The 6,319-nt window shown below is 71.4% G+C and carries 3 protein-coding genes and 1 pseudogene; all 4 read left to right on the top strand.

The genetic code is table 11. From position 1 onward, the window contains the following. A pseudogene (locus ACWCRB_RS48535) lies at positions 1-90 on the top strand (hypothetical protein); the annotation flags it as partial. A gap of 329 nt (positions 91-419) precedes the next feature. Beyond that, positions 420-2,261 (top strand): WD40 repeat domain-containing protein, encoded by a 1,842-nt coding sequence (locus ACWCRB_RS48530; protein WP_451002175.1) that lies wholly within the window; start codon positions 420-422, stop codon positions 2,259-2,261. A 428-nt stretch (positions 2,262-2,689) separates the two neighbouring features. Further along, the gene (locus ACWCRB_RS48525) at positions 2,690-4,810 is read left to right on the top strand and encodes a choice-of-anchor D domain-containing protein (RefSeq protein ID WP_451002174.1); all 2,121 of its coding nucleotides are present in this window, start codon (positions 2,690-2,692) and stop codon (positions 4,808-4,810) included. A 127-nt stretch (positions 4,811-4,937) separates the two neighbouring features. Then, entirely contained in the window at positions 4,938-6,194 is a 1,257-nt protein-coding gene (locus tag ACWCRB_RS48520) for a hypothetical protein (protein ID WP_451002173.1), read from the top strand. Positions 6,195-6,319: the final 125 nt, after the last annotated feature.

The following is a 6,319-nucleotide window of genomic DNA, read 5'->3' as shown; positions in this document are numbered from 1 at the left end:
GGCGGTCACTACCGCGAGGACTACCCGAACCGCGACGACGTCAACTTCATGCGCCACACCATGGCGTACCGCGAAGTCGGCGACAACGGGCCGCGCGGGCCGTCGCGTTGGCGGCGGGCGCGGGCGCGCTGCGCTCCGCCGACCCGGCACTGGCCGCGACGCTCGCCGTCGCCGCGTACCGAGAGGATCCCGAGGCGCCGCAGGCGCGGGACGCCGTGAGCGGCAACTCCGGGCTGCCGTATCCCGTCCCGTTGCGGGGCAACGACGACAAGGTGTCGGCGATCGCGTTCGGCACCGGCGGGACGGTGGCGCTGGGCACACGCGAAGGTCTCGTACGCATCTGGCGGCAGCCCCTGACCCGGACGCGGGCGCGTGTCGAGGCTCAGCTGAGGTTCCGGCCACCGCGCGTGGTGTACGGGATGGCGTTCGCCGGTGCGGGTGAGGCCGATGGCGGGCGGGCCCTTGTGATCGCGGACAGCCGGGAGATCCGGGTCTGGCGTACGCACGGCTCCCTGCGGCCGACCCCCGGCCCGCTGCTGTGGCCGGTGGGCGGCGGGCGCGACGTACGGGTCTCCCGCGACGGCCGGACCGTGGCGGTGGCCTGTGCCGACGGCGTGCTGCGGCGATGGGATCTGAGCGACCCGGTCCGGCCGGTCCCGCTGCCAAGGCTCGACGCGGGACGGAAGAACCTGGTCTCCGTGTCGGTCAGCCGCGAGGGGTCCCTGATCGCCACCGGAGACGGGACGGACGGGGCGGGCGCGGCGGTGGTGTGGGCGCGGCGGGCGGACGGCCGGTACGCCCACACGGACACGGTGCCGTTCCCCGGGCGTCGGGTGACCGAGGCGGCGCTGGCGCCGGACGGCCGTCGGCTCGCCATCGGCCTCGACGACGGCTCCCTGTGGATGTGCGCGCTGGACCGGCGCGGTATCTGCCGGACCCGGACCGAGGCGGAGCATGCCGGTAATTTCGCCGCCGGGATGGCCTACAGCCCGGACGGCTCCCTCCTCGCCGAGGCGTCGAGCGGCGGAGCGCTGCTGCTGCGGGACCCGCTGACCGGAACCGTACTGCTCACGCTGGAGCATCCGACGCCGTTGCAGTCGTTGGCCTGGTCGCCGGACGGTGCCACGTTGATCACCGGAGCCGACGCAGGCGGCACGGCCCACGCATGGCGGTTTCCGTTGCCCGTTCTTCTGGGGCACACCGGCGCTGTCACCGATGTGGCCACGCACGACGGACGGGGCTTCGCCGCGACCGCGTCCACCGACGGAACGGTCCGGCTGTGGGATGTCTCCGTTCCCGAACGCCCGAAGCAGGCAGGGCGACTGGAGCACTCGGGTGGGGTGTCGGCTGTGGCCTTCGACCCGGCCGGACGGCGGCTGGCCACGGGCACGGCCGACGGGCAGGTACGCCTGTGGGACGTGACCCGGCCGGCCCGTCCCCGATTGCTGGACCAGGTCGAAGGCCATGACGAGGACGTCACCGCGCTCGCCTTCGCACCGCACGGCACCCGTCTGGCCAGCGCGAGCTACGACGACCACACCTTCCTGTGGGACGTCCGGCCCGACGCCACCCTGCTACGGCGGGCCGACCTGACCACGCCCTCCACGGCAGGCGTGAGCGATGTCGCCTTCGGCCTCGGCGGCCGACTGGTCGCCACGGCGGAGAGCGACGGAAAGGTGCGGGTGTGGGACGGCGACGGACACCCCCCACGCCGCGATGGACACCCCACGCGCCGACTGCCGATGCGTGAGGTCCCCTTGCATGAACTGCCCGCTCACGAAGGGATCGCGACGACAGTGGCGTTCGCCGGGCCGCGGAGCGGGCTGCTCGCGTCCGGCGGGCAGGACGGGGCGGTCCAGCTGTGGCGTGTCGACCAGCGCCGAGCGCTGCGCGAGCCGCGGAAACTGCCGGAGCCACCGCGTCGGCACACCCGCTATGTCACCCGCGTGACCTTCGCCGCCGACGGACGCACGCTGCTCAGCGCCGCCGAGGACGGCACCGCCGCCCTGTGGAACGTGATCGATCCGTACCGTCCCGTCGTACGGGTGACCCTGCGCGCCCCCGGCGAGAGTTTCACCGGGGCCGCGCCGACGGAGGGCGGGCGGCGCGTCCTGACCGCGAGCGGCAGCGTGGTGCGTCTGTGGTCGGCGGACGCGACAGCCGCGGCGGCCCGGACCTGCGCGACATCCGGCGCACCGCTCACCCGCGAGGGCTGGCGACGCCGGCTCCCGGACTTCGACTACCGAAAGCCGTGCGACTGAGCGATCTGAAATACCTTGACACGCTGCCCAATTGAATTCCACGATTTCCACGATGGCTCATCAAAAATCGGGGGATTTCGATGGCAGTTCTCTATTTAGGCGATTCCAGTGTCACTCTGGTGTCGGGTCGCGGCAACCGTATCGACCGTATCCAGTTTCGCGTGCATCCCTCGCACACGCTGCGCTCTGCCCAGCCACTCAGGCCCCCTGCCCCGGTGCCGGTAGGGCGGGAGGAGGACAATGCGCGGATCTGGGGCGGAATTCACTCCCGGCTGCCGGTCGAGGTTCATGCGCCCTGTGGATTCGGTAAGACGGAACTCCTGCGGAGTGTTGCGGAGGGTCTCCTGCCCGGCCCGCACGGGCGCGGGATCTCGGTTCCCCGGGTTCATTTCGAGGTCGGCGCGAAAAAGAGCGGGGACGTGCTGCAGATGCTGGTGCATCGGCTCTACGTCACCGACACCCCGGTCCGGCTGTCCCGGGAGACGTGCGTGGGGCTGGTGAGCGGGTCCCGGGCGATCCTGCTGCTCGACGACATCCCGGCCGACCCCGCCTTCGCCCGCTCCCTCGCCGCCGAACTCCCCGGCTGCGACCTGGTGTTCGCCGGTCAGCGGCCGGTGCTGGGCGACCGGGGCAGCACTCATCCGCTGGCCGGGCTCTCGGCTGACGCCGCCCGGGACCTGCTCGCCAGGAAACTCGGCAGACCCGTCTTCGACCATGAACTGCCGGGCGTACGACGGCTGGTGGCCGCCGTGGCCGGCAGCCCGCTGCAACTCGGACAGGCCGCCGCCCTGGAACGTGAGGACCCGCGCCTGACCTTCGACCACCTGGCCGAAATCGCCGAACGCGACGCCGGTGCGCTCGACCGGCGAAGCCTCGGCCGGATGTCGGACGGGGAGCGGCGGGCGCTCGCCGTACTGACGGTCGCCGCGGGCGCCCAGCTGCCCTCGGCGGTGATCGGCGGCATGGGCGACATCGCGTATGCGGCCCAGTTCCTCACCACGCTGCACGGCCGGGGCCTCGTGGAAGGCTCCGACGACCGGTTCGGGCTGCCCGTCTGCCGGGCCGAGGGCTACCGGCAGACACTGCTGCGGTACATCCAACTCGCCTCCGCAGTGCGGGGGTTGTGCGACTGGCTGGGGTCCCTGGACCCCGCAGGACCCGAGGCCGGTGCCGGTGTCGAGAGCGCGGTGTCGCTCCTCGGTGTCCTGGCCGAACAGCGCGAGTGGGGCCTCGTGGTGAGACTCGTACGCGTGGCGGAGCCGGTGCTGTTCGCGTGGGGGCGCTGGGAGGCGTGGCGCGATGTCCTGGATCAGGGCATCGAGGCCGCGGGCTGGGTCCGCGACACCGCCTCCGAGGCCTACTTCACCCACCAGAAGGGCACGCTGGAGTACGGCGAGGGGCGCCCCGAGGAGGCGTACCGGCTGTTGAACCGGGCGCTGGAGCTGCGGCGGACGGCCGGTGACGCGGCGGGCGCCGAGCTCACCCGGCACAACCTCGGCATCATCACCCCGCCGCCCGGCGCCGGCGGCCATGGCAACGGCCCCGTGCGGCGCGGTGTCCGCCGGATTCTGACGTACGCGGCCGCCGCGGTCGCGGTCGTCGCGCTGGTGGCGGGGGCACAACAGGCACTGGGCGGCCTGCTGTCCGGCGACGAACCCGACGACGTGCCTACGTCCACGCCGCCTGTCGGGTCCGACAGCTCGGGCGGCGAAGGCACCCCCGCGACGACGTCCGGTACGACCTCGTCGGCGGGAGGCACCGAGAGCACCGGTACGGGCCCCAGCACCGGAGCCAGCACCGGTACGAACACGGGCTCCAGTACCGGCACGAGCACCGGTACGAACACGGGCTCCAGTACCGGCACAAGCAACGGCACCGTGGGCCCGAACCTCACCCCGGCGGCCGGAATCTCCCCGACCGCGACGACCATCGCCGACACACGCGTCGGGAGCCAGGGCAGATCCGGGCCGATCACCGTCACCAACACGGGCGGCGGGAGCCTGGTGATCGGAACCCCGGGCATCACCGGAACCGATGCCGCCGACTTCACGGTCTCCCGCACCTGCGACAACGTGAGCCTGGCGGCCGGGAACCAGTGCACGCTCACGGTGACCTTCGCCCCGCAGGCCGTCGGCGCCAAGTCGGCCACCCTGGAAATCCCGCACTCCGCCTCCGGGAAACCGGCCCGACTGACCCTGAGGGCGACGGCGGTGGGCCTCCCCGACCTCACCGTCCTCACGGAACCCGATGTACGCCTCTCCGGGGAAACCGCCCAGTTGTTCATCAAGGTGGACAACATCGGAGACGGGGACGCCGTCGGGTCCACGCTCGACGTCACCATGGGCGACGGCCCGCCGACGCCGTTGTCGGTCGACCCGATCCCTGCCCTGGACTACAACGAGGTTCCGTACGACATCCCCGAAGGGTGCTACGACACCCGGAGAGAACAACTCCTCTGCTCCTACACCGTGGCCCTCGACCCTCTCAACACGCTGATCGAGTCCAACGACGGCAACAACGAGTTCGCTTCCGGGACCGGCGACGGCTGAGTGAGTTCGTGCGCAACGCCCGTCCGTCGTTTCCGAGCGGTGGTCGTGATCCGGCGGCCCGGTCACTGTTACACGGCCTTGGTTTGTTTGCGCACGTTCCGACTCCCCTTGAGTGAAACGAGGAGCTGTGCAAACGAGAAACAGCCTGATCCGGCTGGCGCTCACGGCGACGGCCACGGGCGTGCTGGCACTGGGCGCGCCGGCCGTCGCCCTGGCGGCGGTCACCGGGCCGGCGGCCGGATCCCAGGGCTCGGCCACCTCCGCCGACGCGTCGACGGAACCCAGCCAGAGCCAGTGGAAGCAGCTCGACCACATCGCCACCACCCACTCCGCGCTCGGTGTCGCGGACTCCGGCACGGTGCTGAGGCTGGCCGCCGGCACACCGGCCGCGGAGAAGGCCAAGGTCCGGGCACTGCTCCCGGCAGGCACGCCGACCACCGTCCTGACCAGCCGGTTCAGCAAGGACTCCCTGAGCAGGATCCAGAAGACCGTGACCGCCCGCGCGTGGAACAGCGACGCCGACAAGTACGGCGTGGCCACCTCGTACGACGCCCGGACGGACAAGGTGTCGGTCTTCACGGACGCCCCGGCCTCCGTCACGGACTCGCTGCGCAGCGCCTACCCGGGCGCCGTCGACGTACAGCGGGCCCGCCTCGAACCCCAGCAGTCGCGGTTCGCCGATGCCCAGCCGTTCTGGGCCGGATCCGCGCTGATCGGGACCGAGGGCGGCACCGCCTACAAGTGCACGGCCGGGTTCGCCGTCAAGCAGCGGACCACCGGCCACCTCTACCTGACGACCGCGGGGCACTGCTACAGCAACCTGACGCACGTCTACAGCCGGGGGCAGAACAACGGCTTCGGCAACTGGGTCGGACAGGTCACGAGGCGCAACCAGACCATCGACACCGAGCTGATGTCCGGCAACACGGCGAAGCCCTACGACAGTTTCATGTTCACGGGCGGCGTGGCCGGCAGCGGAGCCACGATGTTCGTGCACGGAACCGAGGTGCCCGACATCGGGACGAAGGTGTGCGTGAGCGGTTCCGTGTCGTTCAACCACTGCGGTCACCCGATCTCCGACACCAGCTACAGCATCTGCTACTCGGGCGGAATCAACTGCATCACGAACGGCAGGGGCTTCCTCTACGACCGTGGCGGCACGAACTGGCCGAACTACGACAACGGGGAAATCACGCAGGGCGGTGACTCCGGTGCGCCCATCTACACGACGGACGACACCGAGTCCGGGGCCTGGATCGTCGGCGGGCACTCGGGCCTGATCTGGAAGGCGGGCGGCCCCTGCCACTGCTCGACGCCGCACATGGTCGGCGTGAACATCGCGGCGATCACCCAGGCACTGGGAGTCGACGTCCTCACCCGCTGACCGTCCCGAAGTCCTTTCGCCCCCGCCGCCCTTACCCGTTCCCATCCCTGGGGGCTGCCGCCCCCAGACCCCCGCTGTCGGCCTGAACGGCCTCGTCCTCAAACGCCGGACGGGCTGAAAGATCC

The sequence above is a fragment of the Streptomyces sp. NPDC002156 genome (assembly GCF_053593675.1).
Note: the sequence above shows the minus strand (reverse complement) of the source record. Positions and strands in the feature narration are given on the sequence as shown.